The 19,809-nt window shown below is 66.2% G+C and carries 21 protein-coding genes and 2 tRNA genes; 10 read left to right on the top strand and 13 right to left on the bottom strand.

The features are described 5' to 3' along the window. Entirely contained in the window at positions 1-396 is a 396-nt protein-coding gene (gene acpS / locus ACWETB_RS05325) for a holo-ACP synthase AcpS (RefSeq protein ID WP_348803290.1), read from the top strand. Positions 397-471: 75 nt separating this feature from the next. Here acpS and ACWETB_RS05320 read toward each other — a convergent pair whose 3' ends face one another. Together ACWETB_RS05320 and bcp are read right to left on the bottom strand one after the other, a co-directional pair. Further along, the gene (locus ACWETB_RS05320; protein WP_452209779.1) at positions 472-1,095 is read right to left on the bottom strand and encodes a TetR family transcriptional regulator; all 624 of its coding nucleotides are present in this window, start codon (positions 1,093-1,095) and stop codon (positions 472-474) included. Positions 1,096-1,109: 14 nt separating this feature from the next. Further along, on the bottom strand, positions 1,110-1,586 hold the full coding sequence (bcp, locus tag ACWETB_RS05315) for a thioredoxin-dependent thiol peroxidase (protein ID WP_452209777.1): 477 nt from the start codon (positions 1,584-1,586) through the stop codon (positions 1,110-1,112). Positions 1,587-1,790: 204 nt separating this feature from the next. Between bcp and ACWETB_RS05310 the strand changes: the two genes are divergently transcribed. The 7 genes from ACWETB_RS05310 (at position 1,791) to ACWETB_RS05280 (ending at position 7,699) form a co-directional block, all read left to right on the top strand. After that, positions 1,791-2,012, top strand: coding sequence for a DUF3618 domain-containing protein (locus tag ACWETB_RS05310; RefSeq protein WP_348803294.1), 222 nt, complete (start codon positions 1,791-1,793; stop codon positions 2,010-2,012). Next, positions 2,009-3,214, top strand: coding sequence for a L,D-transpeptidase (locus ACWETB_RS05305; protein ID WP_452209774.1), 1,206 nt, complete (start codon positions 2,009-2,011; stop codon positions 3,212-3,214). The genes ACWETB_RS05310 and ACWETB_RS05305 overlap by 4 nt, the downstream gene beginning before the upstream one ends. A 92-nt stretch (positions 3,215-3,306) precedes the next feature. Continuing rightward, positions 3,307-3,379: transfer RNA gene (locus ACWETB_RS05300), tRNA-Lys, on the top strand. Between the two features lie 218 nt (positions 3,380-3,597). Next, a complete protein-coding gene (locus ACWETB_RS05295; protein ID WP_452209772.1) occupies positions 3,598-4,170 on the top strand; it encodes a permease in 573 nt (190 codons plus the stop codon). A gap of 250 nt (positions 4,171-4,420) precedes the next feature. Continuing rightward, positions 4,421-5,629: a L,D-transpeptidase gene (locus ACWETB_RS05290; RefSeq protein ID WP_452209770.1), complete on the top strand. Its 1,209-nt coding sequence runs from the start codon at positions 4,421-4,423 to the stop codon at positions 5,627-5,629. A gap of 77 nt (positions 5,630-5,706) precedes the next feature. Further along, the gene (locus ACWETB_RS05285; RefSeq protein WP_452209768.1) at positions 5,707-6,849 is read left to right on the top strand and encodes an acyl-CoA dehydrogenase family protein; all 1,143 of its coding nucleotides are present in this window, start codon (positions 5,707-5,709) and stop codon (positions 6,847-6,849) included. 52 nt (positions 6,850-6,901) lie between these two features. Continuing rightward, positions 6,902-7,699: a DNA polymerase beta superfamily protein gene (locus tag ACWETB_RS05280; protein WP_452209766.1), complete on the top strand. Its 798-nt coding sequence runs from the start codon at positions 6,902-6,904 to the stop codon at positions 7,697-7,699. Here ACWETB_RS05280 and ACWETB_RS05275 read toward each other — a convergent pair. The 4 genes from ACWETB_RS05275 to ACWETB_RS05260 all read right to left on the bottom strand — a co-directional run bounded on the left by ACWETB_RS05275 (position 7,691) and on the right by ACWETB_RS05260 (position 10,026). Next, on the bottom strand, positions 7,691-8,209 hold the full coding sequence (locus ACWETB_RS05275) for an ArsR/SmtB family transcription factor (protein WP_449744083.1): 519 nt from the start codon (positions 8,207-8,209) through the stop codon (positions 7,691-7,693). The two genes, ACWETB_RS05280 and ACWETB_RS05275, sit on opposite strands and share 9 nt — an antisense overlap. Further along, the gene (locus tag ACWETB_RS05270; RefSeq protein ID WP_452209764.1) at positions 8,206-9,285 is read right to left on the bottom strand and encodes a serine hydrolase; all 1,080 of its coding nucleotides are present in this window, start codon (positions 9,283-9,285) and stop codon (positions 8,206-8,208) included. The genes ACWETB_RS05275 and ACWETB_RS05270 overlap by 4 nt, the downstream gene beginning before the upstream one ends. 89 nt (positions 9,286-9,374) lie before the next feature. Next, complete coding sequence (locus tag ACWETB_RS05265) at positions 9,375-9,770, bottom strand: hypothetical protein (protein WP_452209762.1); 396 nt, start codon at positions 9,768-9,770, stop codon at positions 9,375-9,377. Positions 9,771-9,864: 94 nt separating this feature from the next. Continuing rightward, on the bottom strand, positions 9,865-10,026 hold the full coding sequence (locus ACWETB_RS05260; RefSeq protein ID WP_348803308.1) for a hypothetical protein: 162 nt from the start codon (positions 10,024-10,026) through the stop codon (positions 9,865-9,867). A gap of 134 nt (positions 10,027-10,160) precedes the next feature. Between ACWETB_RS05260 and ACWETB_RS05255 the strand changes: the two genes are divergently transcribed. Next, complete coding sequence (locus ACWETB_RS05255) at positions 10,161-10,760, top strand: thymidine kinase (RefSeq protein WP_449744080.1); 600 nt, start codon at positions 10,161-10,163, stop codon at positions 10,758-10,760. A gap of 66 nt (positions 10,761-10,826) precedes the next feature. Here the strand turns inward: ACWETB_RS05255 and ACWETB_RS05250 are convergent. Continuing rightward, positions 10,827-10,899 (bottom strand) — tRNA-His (locus tag ACWETB_RS05250). A gap of 103 nt (positions 10,900-11,002) precedes the next feature. Then, positions 11,003-11,602: an oligoribonuclease gene (gene orn / locus ACWETB_RS05245; protein ID WP_449744079.1), complete on the bottom strand. Its 600-nt coding sequence runs from the start codon at positions 11,600-11,602 to the stop codon at positions 11,003-11,005. A gap of 116 nt (positions 11,603-11,718) precedes the next feature. Between orn and ACWETB_RS05240 the strand changes: the two genes are divergently transcribed. Further along, positions 11,719-13,287 (top strand): helicase HerA-like domain-containing protein, encoded by a 1,569-nt coding sequence (locus tag ACWETB_RS05240; protein ID WP_452209758.1) that lies wholly within the window; start codon positions 11,719-11,721, stop codon positions 13,285-13,287. 75 nt (positions 13,288-13,362) lie between these two features. On the opposite strand, the gene ACWETB_RS05235 is transcribed toward ACWETB_RS05240, so the two are convergent. The 5 genes from ACWETB_RS05235 to ACWETB_RS05215 form a co-directional block, all read right to left on the bottom strand. Beyond that, positions 13,363-13,638, bottom strand: coding sequence for a hypothetical protein (locus tag ACWETB_RS05235; protein WP_452209756.1), 276 nt, complete (start codon positions 13,636-13,638; stop codon positions 13,363-13,365). Positions 13,639-13,786: 148 nt separating this feature from the next. Then, positions 13,787-14,593 (bottom strand): mycolate reductase, encoded by an 807-nt coding sequence (gene cmrA, locus ACWETB_RS05230; protein ID WP_452209754.1) that lies wholly within the window; start codon positions 14,591-14,593, stop codon positions 13,787-13,789. 183 nt (positions 14,594-14,776) lie between these two features. Beyond that, positions 14,777-16,840, bottom strand: a complete 2,064-nt coding sequence (locus ACWETB_RS05225; protein ID WP_449744075.1) for an oxidoreductase — start codon at positions 16,838-16,840, stop codon at positions 14,777-14,779. Positions 16,841-16,918: 78 nt separating this feature from the next. Beyond that, complete coding sequence (locus ACWETB_RS05220) at positions 16,919-17,470, bottom strand: PadR family transcriptional regulator (RefSeq protein WP_449744074.1); 552 nt, start codon at positions 17,468-17,470, stop codon at positions 16,919-16,921. Positions 17,471-17,541: 71 nt separating this feature from the next. Next, positions 17,542-19,323: an ABC transporter ATP-binding protein gene (locus tag ACWETB_RS05215; RefSeq protein WP_452209751.1), complete on the bottom strand. Its 1,782-nt coding sequence runs from the start codon at positions 19,321-19,323 to the stop codon at positions 17,542-17,544. Positions 19,324-19,809 lie beyond the last annotated feature (486 nt).

The following is a 19,809-nucleotide window of genomic DNA, read 5'->3' as shown; positions in this document are numbered from 1 at the left end:
ATGGCCGTACTGGGAGTGGGGATCGACATCGTGTCCGTCCCCGAGTTCGCCGAGCAATTATCCCAACCGGGTACCACGTTCTCCGACCGGTTCACGGTCGGGGAGCGGCGGGACTCTGCCGCCGGAACCGGTGAGGATGCCCGTCACCTCGCCGCCCGCTGGGCCGCCAAGGAAGCCGTCGTCAAGGCGTGGTCGGTCAGCCGCTTCGCGCGGTCGCCACTGCTGCCGCTGATCCGGCACAGCGACATCGAGGTGATCACCGACAACTGGGGCCGTCCGGCCATCCGGCTGGCCGGCGAGATCGCCGAGCACCTGCGTGACACCCTCGTGCACGTGTCGCTGACGCACGACGGTCCGTCGGCGGCGGCCGTCGCCATCATCGAGGGAGCCGGCTGAGCAGCGGGTCCATCACCCCCGACGTCCGGGCCGCCACACCGCTGTGGCGGCCCGGTCTTGTCTCACCGTCTCGCCTCACATGGTCGAGGTGGATTCCTCGAGGAGCAGGTATCCGGCGAGCATCCGTTTGAGTTCGCTGACGGTCTCCGGATGATCGTGACCGTCCTGCACGGAGAAGCTCAGCAACGAGTACGCGGTGTGGACGAGGACCTGCGACATCATGTCGCGGCGATCGCGCTGTGACGGGGTCAGCGGCGCGATCAGCCGCGCCACCTGCTCGGCGAGCACCCGCTCGTTCTGCGACGCAGTGGCCCGGGTGGCCGGGGTGGACTGCACTGCGAGCCACACCGCACGCCGGGACGGATCGTCGCGCCACAGTGCGGCGAGGTGATCGAGGAACTTCTCGAGTAGCACCGGCCACTCCAACGACGGGACCTCCGAGGCGAAGGCTGTCAATTCCTCGCGGACGGCGACCGTGTCGAGCCGGTCGAGTTCGCAGACGATGACGTACTTGTTGGCGAAGTACTGATACAGCGTCCCGATGGGAACGTCTGCGCGGGAGGCGATCTCCTCGCACGTCAGTGATTCGAACCCGACCTCGGTGAGCAGATCGCGCGCGGCCGAGAGCATCGCGGAGAACTTGCGTTTGCTGCGTTCCTGAGTCGGCCTCTTGCGGGGGATCAGCGGTTGCGCGGTCATCGTCGGCTACGCGGTCAGTCCAGCTTCATGTCGCGACGGAGTTTGGCGACGTGACCGGTGGCGCGGACGTTGTACTGGGCCAGGGCGATGGTGCCGTCGGCGTCGACGACGAACGTCGACCGGATGACGCCGGTAACGACCTTGCCGTAGAGCTTCTTCTCGCCGAAGGCGCCCCATGCGGTGAGCACCTCCTTGTCCGGGTCGCTCAGCAAGGGGAACGTGAGGCCCTCGGCCTCGGCGAACTTCGCGAGCTTTGCCGGTTTGTCCGGTGAGATTCCGATCACATTGATGCCGGCGCCGTTCAGCTCGGACAGACTGTCGCGGAAGTCGCAGGCCTGCTTGGTGCACCCGGGGGTGGCGGCGGCCGGGTAGAAGTACACAATCACCTTTCGCCCTGCGTAGTCGGCGAGCGAAACCGTATTTCCCTCTGCGTCCGGGAGTGAGAAGGCGGGTGCGGGGTCGCCGACGGCGAGGCGATGTGACTCGGACATGACGCCAGGCTAGCCGATCAACGTCCATGCTCAGCAGCGGTCATGGCGTAGCCTGAGATGGCGCTCACGCAGCAATCGTCCGCGCCGGGAACTTCATCCGGGTGCGGGCGCGTTGTGTCAGCAGTCCCGAACCCGGCCCGGTGCCGGTGTCGGGTGCTGTTCGTCGGGTAATTTTTCCGTTGGTAAGAAGTTTTGGAGGACCACGTGGCCGGGGATACCGACCGTATCGAACAGGACATCGCGAAGGCTCGCGAGGAACTGGCCAGCACACTCGACACCCTGGCTGCTCGGGCGAACCCGCAGCGCCTGACCGAGGACGCCAAGAGCGCGGCTCTGGCGTTCGTGAACAAGCCCGCGGTGAAGTACGCCATCGCCGGTGTCGGTTCGGTTGTCGTCATTCTCGTCATTCGCAAGGTCATGAGGTGACCCGGGTGCGGGGCGTCAACGCCCGACACGCACTCCTCCTACTCACCGCCGGCGCTGTTGTGACCGTTTTGCCAGGTTGCACGGCGTCGTCGTCGTATTCCGACGCGGTCGGGAATGCGCCGGCGTTGAGTTCGTTGGGGCAGCCGAGTATCGCCGTCACCGGGTGGGCCGATCGCCCGGTGAAGGACAACGCGGTAGGAGTGATGCCGGGTGCGCCGCTCACGGTGACCGCCCATGACGGGAGCCTGAAGTCGGTCGTCGTCACCGGCGACGACGGGCCGGTTGCCGGCACCGTCTCCGCCGACGGCTCCACGTGGACCGCGACCAACGCCCTCGACTTCGGGTCGGACTACACGCTGACCGCGGCGGCCCAGGGCATCGAGGGTGCCGGAGCCAAGAAGCTGACGTTCACCACCGCCTCGGCGGAGTCGACCGCGTCGGCGTCGAGCGTGACCGCAGAGGGGGAGACCGTCGGCATCGGGCAGCCGGTGATGATCAACTTCGATCAGCCGGTCACCAACAAGCTCAACGCGCAGCGTGCCATCCAGGTCACCACCGACCCGCCGGTCGAGGGTGCCTTCTACTGGGTCAACGACTCGATGCTGCGGTGGCGCCCGGAGCACTACTGGAAGCCGGGCACCAAGGTCAGCGTCAAGGTCAACACCAAGGGAATCGACCTCGGTGACGGCGTGTACGGCGACAACAACCTGAGCACCCACTTCACCGTCGGACGCAGCCTCATCGCGTCCGCCGACGACAACACCCACCAGATCACCGTGTCGATCAACGGCAAGGTGGTCCGCACGATGCCCACCTCGATGGGTAAGGACTCCACCCCGACCAACAATGGTGTTTACATTGTGGCCGAACGGGATCCGAGCGTGATCATGGACTCGTCGACCTACGGGGTGCCGGTCAGTTCGCCCGGTGGCTACCGCGAGACCGTGTACGACGCGACCCGGATCTCCTACAGCGGCATCTACGTCCACTCCGCTCCCTGGTCGCTGGGTGACCAGGGCGTCGACGACGTCAGCAACGGATGCCTGAACGTCAGTCCGGACAACGCCGAATGGTTCCTCAACACGGCACTGCGCGGCGACATCGTCACCGTGAAGAACGCTGTGGGACCGATCCTTCCGGGTGACGACGGTCTCGGTGACTGGAACATCCCGTGGTCGGTCTGGAAGAAGGGCAACGCCTGACGATCGGTGCGACACCGAGCGGAATGCGCTCCTGACCAGCCGATTTCATTTCTGGGGCACCGGTCATGTAATGTTTCCTCTCGGTTCGCCAAGCGCCATTAGCTCAATTGGCAGAGCAGCTGACTCTTAATCAGCGGGTTCGGGGTTCGAGTCCCTGATGGCGCACAGACAAGCCCCCGTCCGGATGATCCGGGCGGGGGCTTCGATCATTTCGGGGTGCCCGGCGCTCCGCCCGTCGTTCTGTACGGCTCCCGCGCGGGTAAGGCATCAAGTGGCCCGCGCGAGCATCGACGACCAGCGTGAAGCGCGAAGGTCGATATCGAAGCGGTCACGGTGTCGTGCCGAGGTTGGCAATCGGCCGATCCGGTCACCACGATGTGGTCATGAGCGACAACGCGAAGACACCGGTCGGCCCGGCGACCTCCTCGAACGGTCTGCCCTCGTGGGCGTGGAAGGCAATCGCCGTCGGCATCCTCGCGGTGCTGCTGGTGATCACCTACTTCATCCTCGCGGCGTTCGCGCCACGGGAGTGGGCGCAGCACATCGGTTCGATGGTCGACGGCAGCATCACCTCGGGCACCGGATACGGCCTCGCGTTCGGATTCGTCTGCACCTCCGTCTCACTGTTGCTGCTGGTGCCGATCTGGTGGACTCGTCGTTGGCGTGGCGGACGGTACTGGGCGATCGGGCTGATCGTCCTCGCCGTGGTGGTGTCGATCCCGAATCTGTTGACGCTGTCGATCGTGGCCGGTAACAGCAGCGCGGCACACGCGGGTGAACGCATCCTGGACGTGGACGGCCCCGGCTTTCGCGGCGCGACCCTGGCCGGGGTGATCCTCGCGGTTGCGGTGTTCGCCGTGGTGTTCTTCCTCGTCGTCAGGGTTCGCCGCCGCCGGAAGGCGCCATCGGCACCTACCTCCGGGACCGCTCCGACGACGGGTCCGAGCGCCGGCTGACACCGCGTCGCGCCGCGCCGGGGGACCCGGCGAATTTGGTAAGATCGCCCGAAAGCGACATGGACGTCCCGCTTGGTGCGGGGCGTCCATTCATGTCGAGGATCTCTCATCGCGCGAACACCGTCGGACGTCATTCGGCCGACAGCGGCGGGCGTGTGGGTGGGACTCCGACATATCCGGTATCTCGTACACTTGGTGCGGGATTGCGGGGATTGCATTGCTGGTGGTCATGGTTGCAGGTGGGAGAGTTATGGGGATCGGTCGGAATCGCTCGCGGTCATCGGTCGCGGTCGGTGTGCTGTTGCTGGCGATCGTCGCCTTGGTGACGTCGTGCTCGTCGGAATCGAAGTATTCGTCGAACGTCGGCAGTTCGGTCCTGTACGACGAACTGCTCAAGCCCGGCCTCGAGATCACCGAATGGGGCAACAAGCCCCTCGCCAACGATGCCGTCGGCGTGCAGCCCGGCGCCCCGATCACGGTGGTCGCCAGCGAGGGTGCGCTGACCAACGTCCGGATCAACAAGGCCGACGGGTCGGCCGTGGGCGGGGAGTTGAGCGAGGACGGAACCCGTTGGGTCAGTAGCGAACCGCTCGGCTACAACCGCACCTACACGCTGACCGCGGATGCGACCGGCGTCGGCGGTGCCACCACCCGCGAGGTGTCGTTCACCACGCGCGCACCGAACAATCTCACCCAGGCCTACCTGACCCCGGACAACGGCGAGACGGTGGGCGTCGGGCAGCCGGTCGCGGTCAAGTTCGACGAGTCGATCACCAACCGTCGTGCCGCGCAGGAGGCCATCAAGGTCACCACCGACCCGCCGGTGCAGGGTGCCTTCTACTGGATCAGTGACACCGAGGTCCGTTGGCGGCCGCAGGAGTATTGGAAGCCGGGCACCACCGTCAACGTCGCGGTGAACACCTACGGGATCGACCTCGGTGGTGGCCTGTTCGGTCAGGAGAACGTCAAGGCGACCTTCAAGGTCGGACGCTCGATGTTGATCACCGCCGACGACAACACCAAGCAGGTGACGTTCGTCCAGGATGGCAAGACGATCCGCTCGATGCCGACGTCGATGGGTAAGGACGCCACGCCGACCGACAACGGCATCTACCTGGTATCGGACAAGCACGACAACATCATCATGGACTCGTCCACCTACGGTGTCCCGGTCGGTTCGGCCGACGGCTACCGCACGCCCGTCGACTACGCGACGCGAATGTCTTACAGCGGCATCTTCTTCCACTCCGCGCCCTGGTCGGTGTGGGCACAGGGCAACACCAACACCAGCCACGGGTGCCTGAACCTGAGCCCCGACAACGCCCTCTGGGTCATGCGCAACACCCTGCGCGGTGATCCGGTGGTCGTGAAGAACACGGTGGGCGGCACGCTTCCGGGAACTGACGGACTCGGTGACTGGAACATCCCGTGGGCGGTGTGGTCGAAGGGCAACGCCTGAGCGGCCCGGCCGGATGCTGCCAGTGGGCACTGTTACGATCATCGCTGACATGTTCATGTGACGATGGGACACACACCATGGTGGAACGCTCTTCCTGGGAAGACGACGATCTGACCGCACTGCGCGACCTTGCTCGCAATTTCTGCGAGAAGGAGATCAAGCCGAACATCGACAAGTTCATCGAGCAGCACCACGTCGACCGCGACCTGTGGAACAAGGCCGGCGAACTCGGACTGCTCTGCATGTCGATCCCCGAGGAGTACGGCGGCGGTGGTGGCAGCTTCGCCCACGAGGCCATCCTCATCGAAGAACAGGCGCGCGTGGCCGACTCGTCGTGGGGCGCAAGCCTGCACAACGGTATCGTCGCCCACTACCTGCTGTCCTACGGCTCGGAAGAGCAGAAGAAGACCTGGCTGCCGAAGATGGCCAGCGGCGAGGTGGTCGGCGCGATCGCGATGACCGAGCCGGGCACCGGATCGGACCTGCAGAACGTCAAGACCAAGGCGATCCGGCAGGGCGACGAGTACGTCATCGACGGCTCGAAGACCTTCATCACCAACGGGGGTCAGGCCGACCTCATCATCGTGGTCGCCAAAACCGACGCGAGTGAGGGCGCCAAGGGGATCTCGCTGATCCTGGTCGAAGCCGATCGAGAGGGATTCCGGCGTGGGCGCGTGCTCGACAAGGTCGGGCAGCGCGGACAGGACACCTCCGAACTGTTCTTCGACGGGGTGCGCGTGCCGGTCGACAATCTCCTCGGCACAGAGGAGGGGCAGGGCTTCATCCAGCTGATGCAGCAACTCCCGCAGGAGCGGTTGATCATCGCGGTCGCCTCGGTGGCCGGCATGGAAACCGCACTGGCGCACACTCTGGCCTACACCAAGGAGCGAACCGCGTTCGGCCGTCCCATCTTCGGGTTCCAGAACACCAAGTTCAAACTCGCCGAGGTGGCCACCGAGGCCAAGATCGCGCGCGTCTTCGTTGACGACTGCATCACCAAGCATCTCGACGGCAAACTCGACATCCCGACCGTGGCAATGGCCAAGTGGTGGACCAGCGACCGGGCCATGGTCGTCGCCGACGAGTGCTTGCAGCTCTTCGGCGGCTACGGCTACATGAACGAGTACCCGATCGCCCGGATGTGGGCGGATCAGCGGGTGCAGAAGATCTATGCGGGCACCAACGAGATCATGAAGGAGATCATCGCGCGCACCCTCTGAGAGGGTGTGCGCGAGCGGTTATTCGCTTGCGTGCCGCGATAGCTTGGACGGCGTGACCAAGCACGACAATGCGGACTTCCGGCAGATCGCCGAGCACGGCCTGATCCTTCGGGGGCAGGTCGGCTCCGGTCTGCACGGCGTGACCACCGGTGGCGATGACCGCGACGAGATGGGTGTGTGCATCGAAGGCCCCGAATGGGTTCTGGGTCTGCAGAGGATGCCGTTCGAGCAGTACGAGTACCGCACTCAACCCGACGGGAATCGCTCGGGCGCAGGGGATCTCGACCTGGTGGTGTACTCCCTGCGCAAGTGGGCGCGGCTGGCCGCCGACGGCAATCCGACGATCCTGTTGCTGCTGTTCATTCCGGAGCAGGAATTGGTGTACCGCAACGACATCGGCCGGGAGCTACAGGAGTCGGCGTCGATGTTCCTGTCGCGGCAGGTCGCCGCACGCTTCGTCGGCTACCTCACCTCGCAGAAGGAGAAGCTGCTCGGCATCCGAGCTCAGCGGACCAACCGGCCCGAGTTGATCGAGGCCTACGGGTTCGACTCCAAGTTCGCGTATCACATGGTGCGCTTGGGTATTCAGGGTGTCGAGCTGCTGACCACCGGTCGGATCACGCTGCCCATCGCCGAACCCGACCGGACGTGGCTGACCGAGCTCCGGCACGGACGTCACACCAAGGAGGAAGCGCTGGATCGGGCGGATGCATCGGTGGTGGAGTTGGCCCGATTGGCCGCGCAAGCCGACCTGCCCGAGTATCCCGATCGACGTCTGATCAACCGACGGCTGCTCGACTGGTACGGCCGCAGTTGGGGAGTGCCGTTGTCGGATGCGGTCCTACAGTGATCCGCTGATGTCCGCCGCGGACACCAGCGCCACCAGCGTGGGAACCACATGTGTTGCGGCGATACCGTATTCGTTGCGTCCGAGCTTGCTCGCCACTCCTGCCGCGGTGAGGATCTTCAGGTGGTGGTAGAGCTGGCCGGACGTCCCGAAGTCGCCGGCCGCCTGGAGATCGGTCACCGAAGCGTTGCCGCGCAGCAGGATTCGTACGATCTCCAGGCGGGCCGGGTGGCCCAGCGCGGCAAAGACCGCCGCGGACGATTCGGTGGGGAGGTCCAATGCCGCGGTGGCGTCGTAGTGGATGCTCCACTGCACCGGACCGGCCAGATCGACGGTGCCGAAATAACCTACGGTCTGCGCGCCGGTGGTGGCGCCGGGCGTGTCGGTGCCGGGAGGGCCCGGACCATCGGGTGGCGCGGTGCCCGGTCGTGGCGAACCACCGCCGCGTAGCGTCTCCTCGAGCCGGTCGACCCGCGCGGCGAGCTCGTGCAGCTCGGACTCGAGGTCACTCACACCACGCATCGTAATGCAGCGGTCACCTGCGGATCGGTGAGCGCGCCGAGAAGCAGGCGCTGGTGGGCGAAGTCGTTCCGCGCGGCGTCGTCGGGGGAGAGGCCGCGGACCATCAAGGTGCCGACCGCGATCCGGGCATCGGCGAACCGGTACTCGAACACCTCGGTCAGGATTCCCGGCAGACTTCCGCCCTTGAAGCCGAGTATCCCGCCATCGGGTGACACGCCTTGGTACTCCAGGACGTTCCGTGCGATCGCCGCACCCGGCCCGAGGGTCCCACGGGCGATCGCGGACATGAGCGCATGCAGTGAGCCGGGCGTTGCATCGATGGTCGAATCGGTGGCGACCGTCAGCGGCGGGGCCGTTGCGGCCAGGGAGAGCATGTGTGCCGCATAGGCCGGGTCGTGCCGGTAGCGTCGAGCGTCCGAATCCCGTTGGGCCGCAGTGTGAACCGTCGGGTCGAGGAGACCCAGGTACAGGCCGAGGAGACCGGGAGTCTCGTCGCCGAGACCGTAGGCGCGCATGATCGCGAGCAGTGCGCCGTCCCCGAGCCGTTCCCGGAGGACGTCCGGTGCGGCGGAGTCGGAGAACCGGATCATCACGTCGACCAGCTGCCGGTAGCTCACCCGACGGGTCCGGTCGACGGCAACCCCGTTGACCTCCGGAATCCCCAAGTACCGCAGTGATTCCCGGTGCGCACCTCCGTCGAGCGGAAAGTACCACTGTTCCCACTCGTCGACGCCGACGGTGTCCTCGGCATGCAGGTCTCCCCGCGCGACGGCCTGCGCGTAGGCGGCCAGGTGGACCAACTTGATGGCCGACGCGGTCGGGAACCGCACGCCGATGTTGTGGCCGAAGTCCTGCCCGTCGGCGGTGGTGATCGCCAGACCGTAGTCGTCGGGATGGGCCGCGAGGTAACCGATCCAGCCCTGCGTGGTCGAGACATCGGGCGGTGGGGGCGCAGCGCACCCGGCCATCGCTGGTGCTGCCTCGGCGTGTGGTGACTCAGATGCCGTCGGGACGGTCGCGACAACGAGGCCCGCGACGGTGAGGACGACGGTTGCCCAGATGCGCATGCCGTTCCCTTCCCAGATCCGTAACTACGTAACAGCGTAATACACGGAGTGGGTGAAGGTACGGATCGGCGCCAGGGTGAGGGCGTCAGTCAGCGAAGTGCGCGCAGTCCGGCTGCGCCACGACGCAACTCTGCCGCACGGTCGCGCGCGCCGGCACGTTCGTGGGTAGCCGCGGCTGAGTCGAGATCGGCGATCTCGGCGTCGACCAGCGCCGCCATCTCTGTCTCGGTGAGGGCACGGCGTCGCGCCTCGGCGGCGCCGACACCGAGTTCCGCGGATTCGATGGCACCGGCCCGTCCGGCGGGTATGCCCTCGGATTCGGCGTTGTCGATGGCGCCCAGGGTGGCACGGATCGCAGAGACCGCGGCGCGATCTCGTGCGCGCATGGCAGCTCGCAGAGCGGTCCGGAGACGATCGCGAATCGGCTCGGCCGCGTCGGATTCGGGTGGGCCGGATTCGGGTGGGCCGGATTCGTTCGGGGTCATGACGTCACCGTAGGCTGTGGGCGCATTTCGGCGCCACCGATTATCGATCGCACCCCCCGATGCGTCGATAGCGTGAGTTGCAGGAGAACCGAAGTTACTTGCGATCCTTGATGATCGACTTCACCTCGTCGGCGTCGATGTTCTTCGCGATGAGCTTGCCGGTCTTGACCTTGCGGACCGAGAAGCGGTCCTTCTTCTTACCGGGGGCAACGTTGAGGCCCACCTTCTTGGCTGCCTTGTTGAGGTCCTCGAGCATGACGCGCAGATTAGAGCATGAAGATGAACAACGACGAATCGGAGAGGTTCGCACAGTCCTCGACCGGCAGGAGTGGACGCAGTGCGCCATCATCGAACAATGTCGGCACTGTCGCATCACCGTCCGAGCCGCTCGTGACGGCATTCGGGAGACTGATCTTCTACCACGGTCCGATGGGTGCGGGGAAGTCGACTTTCGCGCTGCAAACGCACTTCAACCAGGGGCAACAGGGGCGCCGCGGAGTCCTCATCACCACCCTGGACCGCTCCGGCGAACCCAGGGTGACCAGCCGTATCGGGCTGGCCGCCGACGCGGTGGTCTTCGGTGACGGGCTGGACCTGCACGCTGTGCTGACCGCGCACGCCGCTCGCGACGGCCTGGACTACGTGGTGTGTGACGAAGCACAATTCCTGACCGCAGACGACGTCGAGGCGCTGGCGCGTCTCGTCGACGACGCTGCGATCGACGTCTTCGCCTTCGGCTTGCTCACCGATTTCCGAAGCGTCCTGTTCCCGGGTTCGGCGCGCCTGGTGGAACTGGCCGACGAGGTGCACCGCATGCAGGCCATTGTCCTGTGCTGGTGCGGACGGCCGGCTTTCCTGAACGCGCGCGTCATCGACGGGGTGGTGGTGCGCTCGGGCGAGTTGGTGGCGGTGGGTGACACCGACGACGCGCCGATGATGTATCGGGCGCTCTGTCGACGGCATCATCGCGATGGTCGTGCGGCCGGCTGATGACCGTTTGGATGAGGTGACACGAGAAACGCCCCGCCGGTTGAGGCGGGGCGTTTCTCGTGTCGGGGTGGATGACGGGACTCGAACCCGCGACAGCCAGGATCACAACCTGGTGCTCTACCAACTGAACTACATCCACCATCGGCGTCGGGAACCAGGGATTTCTCGCCGGGTTCCAGAGCCAGGCTCATACTCTAGCGAATAGTGGGCGTCGAATACCAATCGCTTTGTGACCAGCGTGTTCAGGCCGGGCCGAGGTCGGCGACGATGTGGGCGAGCGTCTCGCTGTCGGGGCCGGGTTCGGCCACGAAGGCCGCCGCGCGGTAGTAGCGGAGCTCCCGGATCGACTCGCGGATGTCGGCGAGCGCGCGGTGGGCCAGCCCCTTCTCCGGCTGGCCGAAGTAGATCTTCGGGTACCAGCGGCGGCACAGCTCCTTGATCGAGCTGACATCGACCATGCGGTAATGCAGGTAGGCGTCGAGGTCGGGCATGTCGCGGGAGATGAATCCGCGGTCGGTGGCGATGGAGTTGCCCGCGAGGGGGACGGTGCCCGCGGTGCTGATGTGGCGGCGCAGGTAATCGAGGACCTGCTTCTCGGCCTCGGCCAGGCTGACGGTGGAACGACGCACCTCCTCGGTGAGCCCGGATGAGGCGTGCATCTTCTGGACCACCTCGGGCATCGCGGCGAGAGCCGCGTCGTCGGCATGGATGACGACGTCGACGCCGTCGCCGAGGATGTTGAGGTCACCATCGGTGACCAGCGCCGCGATCTCGATCAGTTTGTCCGAGTCGAGTCGCAGCCCCGTCATTTCGCAATCGATCCACACCAGTTTGTCCTGCACCCGTCAACCTTAGCCAACGCACATACCCGCCCTCGGCCCTTGCTGCGGGGTAGGGCCTTTGGACCCTGTCGGTCGAGCTTCACGCCAACCTCCGATCCGGCCCGTAAGGTGGCACCGTGACCGACGCACTGTCTCCGGCCCAGACCATCGCCAGCGGCTACGCCTTCACCGGCCCGGCACTCGAGGTGGGGGCGGTGAGTGTCGACGGAACGGTCGATCCGAGCGCGCGGGTCCGCATCCCGCTGGCGATGATGAATCGCCACGGCCTGGTTGCCGGTGCCACCGGTACCGGCAAGACCAAGACGCTGCAGCTGATCGCCGAGCAGTTGTCGTCCAACGGGGTGCCGGTGGTGATGGCCGACATCAAAGGTGATCTGTCGGGACTGAGCAATCCGGGAACAAGCAACGACAAGATCACCGCGCGCGCCACCCAAACCGGTGACGACTGGCAGCCCGCCGCTCATCCGGTGGAGTTCGTCTCGCTGGGTGCCGAGGGGGTCGGCGTCCCGATCCGCGCGACAATCACCTCCTTCGGACCGATCCTGCTGTCAAAGGTTCTCGGGCTCAACGACACCCAGGAGTCGGTGCTGGGCCTGATTTTCCACTGGGCCGACCAGAAGGGTCTGCCGCTGCTCGACCTCAAGGATCTGCGGTCGGTCATCGCCTACCTCACCAGCGACGAGGGCAAGCCCGAACTCAAGGCCATCGGTGGCGTCTCCACCCAGACCGCGGGCGTCATTCTGCGCGCGCTGACCAACCTGGAGGCCGACGGCGGGGACACCTTCTTCGGTGAGCCGGAGATCGAACCGGCGGATCTGTTGCGCACCACGCCCGATGGGCAGGGCATCATCACCCTGTTCGAACTCGGTGCGCAGGCCGCACGTCCCGCACTGTTCTCCACCTTCCTGATGTGGATTCTGGCCGATCTCTTCGAGTTCCTGCCGGAGGTCGGCGATCTGGACAAACCCAAGCTGGTCTTCATCTTCGACGAGTCGCATCTACTGTTCGCCGATGCGTCCAAGGCGTTCAAAGAACAGGTCGTGCAGACCGTCAAGCTCATCCGATCCAAGGGCGTCGGCGTCTTCTTCTGCTCGCAGCTTCCCACCGACATCCCCAACGAGGTGCTCTCCCAACTCGGCGCCCGCATCCAGCATGCGTTGCGCGCGTTCACGCCTGACGATCAGAAGGCGCTCGCCAAGACGGTGAAGACCTACCCGGTCTCGGAGGTGTACAAGCTCGATCAGGTGCTGACGTCGCTGGGGACCGGCGAGGCGGTGGTGACGGTGCTCTCGGAGAAGGGGGCACCCACCCCGGTGGCCTGGACCGTTGTCCGCGCACCGCGGTCGTCGATGGAAGCCGTTGGCGCCGAAGGCATTACCGCGGCTGCGAAGGCGAGCCCGCTCTACGCCAAGTACGGTCAGGCGATCGACCGGGAATCTGCCTATGAGAAGTTGGCGGCCAAGACCCTCGCGCCGGGGGAGTCGCCGGATGCGCCCGTGCCCGCACCGGTACCGACACCGGCGCCGAAGCCGGCTCCTGCGCCCAAGCCGCAACCCGAGGAGCCGGGCATGCTGACCGAGGTGCTGACCAGCAAGCCGATGCAGAGTTTCCTGCGGTCGGCCGCCAGTGCCGCCGGACGCGAGTTCAGCCGGGCGATCTTCGGGACGGGTCGGCGACGGAGGTAGCGGGTCGTCTGCGGTCGCCCCTCACTCGCTCTCGGATGCCCAGTCGCCGATCGACATCGACTCCCTGACCGAGTCTCAGTACGTGCCCGCGCGTGCGGCTTCCCGATCGATTCGTGCGACCGCGGTGATCATCTCCTCGGCATCGTGCTCCCAGCGCTCGGAGTCGTGCCGCCGGAATCTCGCGGCCAGGTCGGTCACCGTGTGAGCCGTTGAAACATACTGATCCAGTGACGAATTCACGAAGCAGAGGGATGTGGGGTCGCCGAGGAGCACGGCACCGTCAGGCGGCATGAGCCATAGGGCACCCAGATAGACGTGTGCGCCGAACTCTACCCGCAGGCCGGAGATCACGAGTCTACGGTGACCGCGGATCTCATCGCCGAACACCCGTGGGATGCCCGACGCACACAACACCTCGACCGTTGCTGTGCCACAACCGATGTCGAGGAGGGACTGTCGCGACTCGGGATAGACGACGGTGACGTCACTCTTCGCCGATTCAACCGTCTCCGAGCTTGCGATAGAACGTTCCCACGATCGGTGCGACAACGGCGCGTGGGCTGTATCCGCCGGCCACCGACATCGCCTTCGACAGGGTGCCCGGGACGACGCGCATCTTGTTGTGTTCCAACGCATCCAGGCTCATCTCGGCGACCTTGGCGCTGGAATGCCAGAGGAAATCGGGGACGAGCTTGTCGACGACGGACGCGTCCTCTGCCGACGGGGTCTGGGTGCGGACCGGCCCGGGAGCGAGCAGCGTGACGTGCACACCCTGTCCGCCGACCTCACCGCGCAGCGATTCGCTGAAGGTGTTCACGAAGGCCTTGGTGGCGGCATAGGTGGCATTGTGGGGGATCGGCATGTTACCCGCGGCCGAGCCGGCCATCAGGATGCCACCGGCACCGCGCTGCACCATCTGAGGGAGTACCGCGAGTGTGAGGTCATGCACCGCAACGACATTCAGGCGGACCTGCGCGCGCTCGTAGTCGGCGTCGAGCTCTACCACCGGACCGAACGTCGCGATCCCGGCGTTGTTGGCGAGGATCGAGATCTCCCGGCCGGCGAGTTCGGCGGCCAGAATGCCGGTCGCGGTCGGATCGGAGAGGTCGGTGGGGCGGACCTCGACGGTGATGTCGTGACGTGCGCGGAGTTCTTCGGCGAGGTCCTCGAGGATGTCGCCGCGGCGGGCCACCACGATGAGCGAATGCCCCCGCCGGGCGAGTACCCGGGCGAGGGCCATTCCGATCCCGGACGACGCTCCGGTGACGACGGCGCGGGCGGTGTGCGACGGTGCAGGCACTGGCATGAGTCGTATCGTAGCCAGCGCCGGCATCTCGACCGCCCGCGCGTCGTCAGCCCTGGTCACCGGGTCTCGACTCGCCCCTCCGCTATCGCCCGCTATCGCTCCGGGGCGGCTCGTCCAGCGGGAAGGGTGCGGCTCGTCCAGTGGGAAGGGTGTGCCTCGTCCAGCGCGAAGGGTCGCGGCTCGTCAGTTGATGCCGGCGACCACCTCGGTGCCCTGCCGGATGGCGCGCTTGGCGTCGAGTTCGGACGCGAGGTCGGCGCCACCGATCACATGGGTGGTCACCCCGGCCAGCGTCAGCGGATCGACGAGGTCACGGACCGATTCCTGTCCGGTGCACAACACCACGTTGTCGACCTCGAGGACGCGGGTCTCGGTGACCTTTCCTTCCTCGTCGTGGAAGCTCAGGTGCAGGCCCTGATCGTCGATCTTGTCGTAGGTGGCACCCGAGATCTGTTCCACGCCTTTCATCTTCATCTGCGCGCGATGCACCCACCCGGTGGTCTTGCCCAGCGTCTTGCCCTGCTTACCGGTCTTGCGCTGCACCATGTAGACCTGGCGAATGGGGGGCAGAGGCCGCGGCTTGGTGACGAATCCGGGCTTCTCGCCGTCCTCGGTGACGCCCCACTCCTGTTCCCATTCCTTGAGATTCAGCGAGGGGGACTCGTCGGTGGTGAGGAACTCGCTGACGTCGAATCCGATACCACCGGCACCCATCACGGCCACTCGTTTGCCGATCTCGCGGCGTCCGAGCACGGCGTCGGCGTAAGACATGACCATCGGGTGGTCGACGCCGGGGATGTTCGGGATACGAGGGGTGACTCCGGTGGCCACGATGACCTCGTCGAACTTCTCGGCGATGATGTCGTCGGCGCTGACGCGGGTGTTCAGGTGCACGGTCACCTTGAGCACCTCGAGACGACGGGTGAAGTACCGGATGGTCTCGTGGAACTCCTCCTTGCCGGGAATGCGTGAGGCGATGGAGAACTGGCCGCCGATCGCGCTACCGCCCTCGTACAGGTCGACCTTGTGGCCGCGTTCGGCGGCGGCGACTGCCGCCGACAGCCCGGCCGGTCCGGCACCGATGACCGCGACACGCTTGGCGCGGCGGGTCGGGCCGAGCAGCAGCGTCGTCTCCCGGCCGGCCCGCGGATTGACCAGGCACGAGACGTGCTTGCCGACGAAGGCGTGGTCGAGGCAGGCCTGGTTGCACCCGATACAGGTGTTGATCTCGTCGGATCGTCCGTCGCGGGCCTTGTTGGCCAGTTCCGGGTCGGCCAGGAACGGGCGGGCCATCTGGATCGCGTCGACGCGGCCGCGCTCGAGGATCTCCTCGGCCAACTCCGCGGTGTTGATCCGGTTGGCGGTGATCAGCGGGATCGACACCTCGTCACGCAGACGTTCGGTGAACTTGACGAACGCCCCACGCGGCACCGAGGTCACGATGGTGGGTACCTGGGCCTCGTGCCAGCCGATGTCGGTGTTGATGGCGTCGACGCCGAACTCCTGCGCCTTGCGGGCCATCAGCGCGACCTCGTCCCAGGTCTGGCCCTTGCGGATGAGGTCGGCGATCGACTGCCGCAGGATGACCGGGTAGTCGGCGGGGACCTGCCGGCGGATCTCCTTGATCACCTCGACGAGGAACCGCTGACGGTTCTCGGTGTTGCCGCCCCACTTGTCGGTGCGGTCGTTGGTGTGCGGGCAGAGGAACTGGTTGATCAGATAGCCCTCGCCGCCCATGATCTCGATCGCGTCATATCCGGCCTCGCGAGCGAGCTTGGCCGACTGCCCGAAGGACTTGATGACGTGTTGGATGATCGGTTCGGTCATCCGCAGGTGCTTGAACGGATGGATCGGGGACGGTTCCTTGCCCGGTGCCACCTTGAACGGGGTGTAGCCGTAGCGGCCGGCGTGGATCAGCTGCATGGCGATCTTGCCGCCCTCGCGGTGCACGGCCTTGGTGACCCGGCGATGCCGGTACATGTCGACGGAGTTCGTCATCTTGCCACCGAAGGCCATCAGGAGGCCGGTGCGGCTGGTGCCGAATCCGCCGGTGATGATGAGTCCGGCGCCGCCGCGCGCCCGCTCGGCGAAGTATGCGGCGAGCTTGTCGGTGTCCCAGATCCGGTCCTCGAGACCGGTGTGCATCGACCCCATGATGATGCGGTTCTTGATGGTCATCCCGCCGATGTCGAGAGGTTCGAACAGGTTGGGGAAATGCGGATTGCGGTCGGTCGATGGGGCTGTCATCGAGTCACCTTTCTTGGTGGGTGGCAATGCCGGGAATGTGGAATGCGATGTCTGGGAGTTGCCGAGATACGGTGCAGATCAGGGATTTTCGTCGAGCTCACGTTGGAGCGCCGAGACCACCTCGTCGCACCAGTCGATGAAGGCCTCTTCGATGCGGACGCCGCCGCGCAGTACCAGGTACTGATGCAGCCGCCGGCCGGACAGGGAGTCGGGCGCGGGATAGTCGTCCTTCTCGAAACCCTGATATAGGTGCAGTCGGGCGACGTGCAGCTCGCGGTGACGTTGCAGTTCGGCGATCAACTCGGGCAGGTCGTCGCGGTGTGCCGCGCGGATCTTGAGTCCCAGGTCGTCGCGCAGCTGCTGGATGGGTGTCGGGGTGGTGACCCAGGCGTGCAGGGCACCCCGGCCGCTGTCCGACAGTGAATACACCTTCTTGTCGGGTCGTCCGTCCTGCGCGATCGGTTCGTAGGAGACCAGACCGTCGGCGTGGAGCTTGCGCAGGGTCCGATAGATCTGCTGATGGGTGGCCGACCAGAAATGCCCGATCGACCGGTCGAACTGCCGACTGATCTCGTACCCGGTGCCCGGGCGTTCGGCCAACGAGACCATGATCGCGTGCTCCAGCGCCATATGTGCACGGTATCAGTGCACCAACACACTATGCAACGAAGTGCCTATGTGTATCGGTGCATATGGTGCGGCTATCCGGCAGCGGGTACGAATAGCCGGGTACCACGATCGGCCGGCACGGTGGGCAGATCCTCCGGAACGATCCACGGCGAGCGGTCGCGCAGGCGGCCGTCGCGCAGTTCGACGACGCGATCGGCGAGGTCGGTGACGCGGCGATCGTGCGTGATCAGCAGGGTGGTGCGGCCGGCCGCGATCCGGGCCAGCGGGGCCAGGATGCGTCCCACGCTGGCGTCGTCGAGGCCCGAGGTGGGTTCGTCGAGAATGAGAACCGGGGTGTCACGAACCATGGCGCGCGCCATGGCGATTCGCTGCCGCTGCCCGCCCGAGAGGGTGAGTCCACCATCGTCGAGGACGCTGTCGTATCCATCGGGCAGGGACTGGATGAAGGGGTCGGCGTCGGCGGCGATGGCGGCCCGCACGATCTGCGCGCGGGTTGCCGCGGGTGCGCCGTAGGCGATGTTCTCGGCGACGGTGGCGCCTTTGATGATCGGTGTCTGGGGGAGCAGGGTGACGACGTCACGGATGTACTGGCCGGTCAGTGCCCCGTAGTCGTCGCCGCCGAGCCGGATGGTGCCGGAGTCGGGGTGCTCGAAGCGGCACAACAGTGACGCCAGAGTGGACTTGCCGACGCCGCTGGGTCCGACGAGGGCGGTGACGCTGCCGGGGCGAAGATCCAGGGACACTCGGTCGAGCACCGCGGCGGCGCCCCGATGCAGAGTCACCCCGCGCAGCGATACCGGCAGGCCATGGCGTGGTGATGTGGCCAGGGTGGGACTCGCACCCGCGCCCGGTCGGGCCGGCAGGGGTGTGGCGTCGTCGGCGTCGTGTTCGCTCGGTTCCAGGTCGAGTACCTCGGCCACGCGCTCGGCGCTGACCGCCGCCGACGCGATCGCCAGGCGAGCGTCGGCGATTTCCTGCATCTTGGGATAGAGCAGACCCAGATAGCCGGTGAGGGCCAACAACTGGCCGATGGTGAGGTGGCCCTGGCGGACCTGCCACACACCGGCGACGGCGATGGCCAAGGTGACCACCACCTGCCCGAACCCCATGACCGCCCCGAATCCGGCCTCGACGCGGGTCTGCGACAATCGTGCCGCACGCCACGCCGTCCCGTGCTCGTGCAGTATCCGGTGTTCGCGCGGCTGTTGGTTGTAGGCGACGGCGGTTTCGTGGCCGATCAGGGCGGTCTGCACCGCGTCGGCGATGTCGGCGTTGGCGCCCCGTTCGTCGCGGGTGACCGCCACCTGCCGGCGTGCGAAGATCGCCGAGCAGGCCCACAGCATGGGGACTGCGGCGAGCGCGACCAGAGCCACCTGCCAGTTCATGATGAAGGCCGCGATGACGAGTCCGATCGTGTTGATCAGGGCGATGATCATCTGCATCACGCCCGAGCCGACCAGGTACTCGACGGCCTCGAGATCGCTGGAGTGCCGGGTGACCAGGTTGCCCAGCCCCAGCCGACGATGGACGACCGGGTGCAGTCGCTGGACGTGGGCGAACAACCGATCACGGAGTCGCAGAACCACATTCTCCGACACCCCGACGGAGATGATCTGGCCGTAGTAGTCGGCCGCGGTGGAGATGGCGGTCAGGCCGAGCCAGAGCGCCGCGAGTTTCGCGAACGCCAGTGCGCTGTCGGAATTCAGTGCGCCGTCGACGACGTCGGCGAGGACGAAGACCGAGATGATCTCGCAGACGGCGGCCACCCCGAGCAGTGCTCCCGCGACGGTGAAGCGTCTCCACTCTCCGCGCATGGCGGGGAGGAATCGTCGGATTGCTGTGCTGGCGTTCATGGTTTCTCCGCGGGGTCGTCGGGCATGGCCGAACCCGGCGTGACGGGCACGGTCACGCCGGGTTCACGGGCGGTCGGCGTCGACGGGCACAGGGGAGGATGACGTCGGCGCCGACCGGCCTAGGATCGAGTGATCCGGATCACTGCCACACCCAGATCCACTGGAAGGTCCGCCAGTCCCACACCCGCACGCGACGCCGGCGGCGGGGCTGGGGCTGCGGCTGGCGTCGCTGCTGTTGCTGGGGCTGACGTTGGTGTCCTGGCATAAGGTGTTTCTCCTTCTCGATCTGGCCGGCACCGATGCCGACGAAGAAGAAACTATGGCTCGCACCTTCGCTCGCGCTGCCCGGTGGCTGGCAGTGCGCTGTCAGTGAAATCTGTACGGACGCTGTGTATTACGTCCATGTGCGCGTGTTGTCCGATGTGCACGGACGCGGGTGTGCACGGTGCGGACACCACGTATTCGGAGCGCGCTGGTGACCCGCGT

The sequence above is a fragment of the Gordonia sp. NPDC003950 genome (assembly GCF_053605205.1).
The sequence above is the reverse complement of the archived record's forward strand: the minus strand, read 5'-3'. Positions and strand labels throughout refer to the sequence as shown.